1 protein-coding gene and 1 pseudogene are annotated in these 2,121 nt (G+C 52.7%); both read right to left on the reverse strand.

Annotation, left to right across the window (positions count from 1 at the left end):
• Positions 1 to 65 precede the first annotated feature (65 nt).
• A complete protein-coding gene (locus tag C451_RS02810; RefSeq protein ID WP_241431154.1) occupies positions 66 to 203 on the reverse strand; it encodes a hypothetical protein in 138 nt (45 codons plus the stop codon).
• A gap of 690 nt (positions 204 to 893) precedes the next feature.
• Positions 894 to 1,819: pseudogene (locus tag C451_RS24265) on the reverse strand (arsenic resistance protein).
• Between the last annotated feature and the right edge of the window lie 302 nt (positions 1,820 to 2,121).

The raw sequence follows: 2,121 nt of genomic DNA on the forward strand, positions 1-2,121 counted from the left end.
GGGGTGGTCTCGGTTTGGTCACCAGAGACAACCCCCTCCTGAAGGGAGTCAGTTGCTACCGAAGTCTAGACCGCTTTGCGACACGACCACCCAATTGACCCTTCCAAGTCACGGAAGTTGTCGAGCGCCATGAACGCGAGCACGCCCCCGAACAGCGCCCGTCCGAGACCTAACGTTGAGAAACGATTCTTCCAGTCACCCATCAGACACCCACCTCTGTCTGGAACATCTGTCGATTCCTCTCAGCTCCTCCGGGTACAGTAGTCGGCATCATACTGACCAATAGATGATGAGTCGGTATATGGCTTTGTCTTAAGGTAGCATGGGACAGTTGATAGTTTCCAGAGAACACAGTGTTGATCGTCTCAATCGTGATTGATTCGTCTCCATCCCCGTCCTGCTTGATGCGGGCGCTCTCGCTGGATCTTTCATGCTCGTCAAATCGTCACACAAGGTCAGCAGCGTCCAGCGAGATGCGGCGAGCAGTCCAACAGGGACAGTCACGCTCTCTACGTCAAGTACTCATTCGACCGCTCATCAATGATACCAGCACTGACAAGTAATTTGGTAGTAGTCGATGAATTTTACATAATCTCCATCTGAGAGCACACTCTCGGGATCTACAGATCCCTCAGCCGGGGTGTCCTCGGCCAGTTTCGGAAATCGTTCCTTGAAGCCCCCGTTCAGTTAATCGTAATGGAAGACAGCTGCGTCATCTGGGATGCTTTCCCTCTCTTCAACGTGTACTATGCTCTCTATGGCCATGTTTATTATCTGAAATCAGGCAGATGGATTTCTAATACACAGCGAATGACGAAATCAACTACCAGTCTGAAACACTCAACCTTCTATATGTGATGGAGCGGCCTAGCTACCCTTTGGACATGTGTGTTTCAGTCGTCTGGGGTCGTCTCCGGGCTAATTCCCCGAGCGGTCTCGGGAACAAGCCACGTTGGTACGACTCGGGTAAGGACGACCATTCCAATCAATTCGACGAGTGTCTGTGTGACGACGACTGCCGGAGCGAGTGCGTATCCCGACGGTAGCGCGAGTGCCAGCGGCAGAATGACCAGTGAATTCCGCGTCACCGACGTAAACACAAGAGCACGGCTCTCGCCCACATCCATTCCAAAGAGTCCGGCCCCGAACCGTCCGAGTAGTGGCATTATGACGAGGAACGCGACATATATCGGGATGACAGCAGTGATCTGTCCGATTGAGTTTTGAACACGCGGGAGTTGGGACGCGATAACCACAAACAGCGTCACACTCATCATCGGGGCTGGCAACCACTCCATCGCGTCTTTCCATCGCTTTCCAGTCTCAGAACGTTCTGCACCCACTGCGGTAAGCCATGCGAGCGTCAGCGGAAGTGCGATGATGAGAACGAACGCCTCAATGAAGGGTCCTGCCTGAATGAACTCTGCTACTCGCTCTCCCATGAACNGTTCGCAAGCTCCGTGAACGAAATCACGTAGTCGATACACGGCGTGAGCAATACCATGAATACCCCGACGAGAACGACCGGGTCCTGCGGGAGAAATCGGGTGAGAGCGAAGACGACGACCGGAACCACAAGGAAGTTCATCCCAAGCGCAGCCAGCATGAATCGGCCGTTCGTGAACGCCCGGCGCAGTTTGACGAACGGGATTTCAAGGAACGTCACGTACAGAAGCACTGCCAAAACGGGGTTGATGAGCTGTTCCAGAGGAGAACTTAGCCCCGGCTGAGCAAAGCTCACGATAACTGCGAGAAGGACACCAGTTGCGTAGATGAGTATCTGATTGTGCTGAATCCAGTCTTTCGTAAGCTGTACCATTGTAGAATCTTGTGACGCCGGAGCACCTTANGTATCTGATTGTGCTGAATCCAGTCTTTCGTAAGCTGTACCATTGTAGAATCTTGTGACGCCGGAGCACCTTACGAAGACTGATTTCAGCAGTTTCTCGTGGTTAGGGTGTCACAGAACAGTTCACATACTTCGACGAACGGTACGCATAGGGGGAGCGTATCACTGGAAGCTCTATCAGTAGACACTGGTTATCGCTTAAGCCCAGAATGAGCGGTGAGTGCGGAAGCTGGTTTGCTGAGTGCTGTGGGATTTCTCAGAAGTAGAGCACG

The organism is Halococcus thailandensis JCM 13552 (assembly GCF_000336715.1).
Lineage (GTDB): Archaea > Halobacteriota > Halobacteria > Halobacteriales > Halococcaceae > Halococcus > Halococcus thailandensis.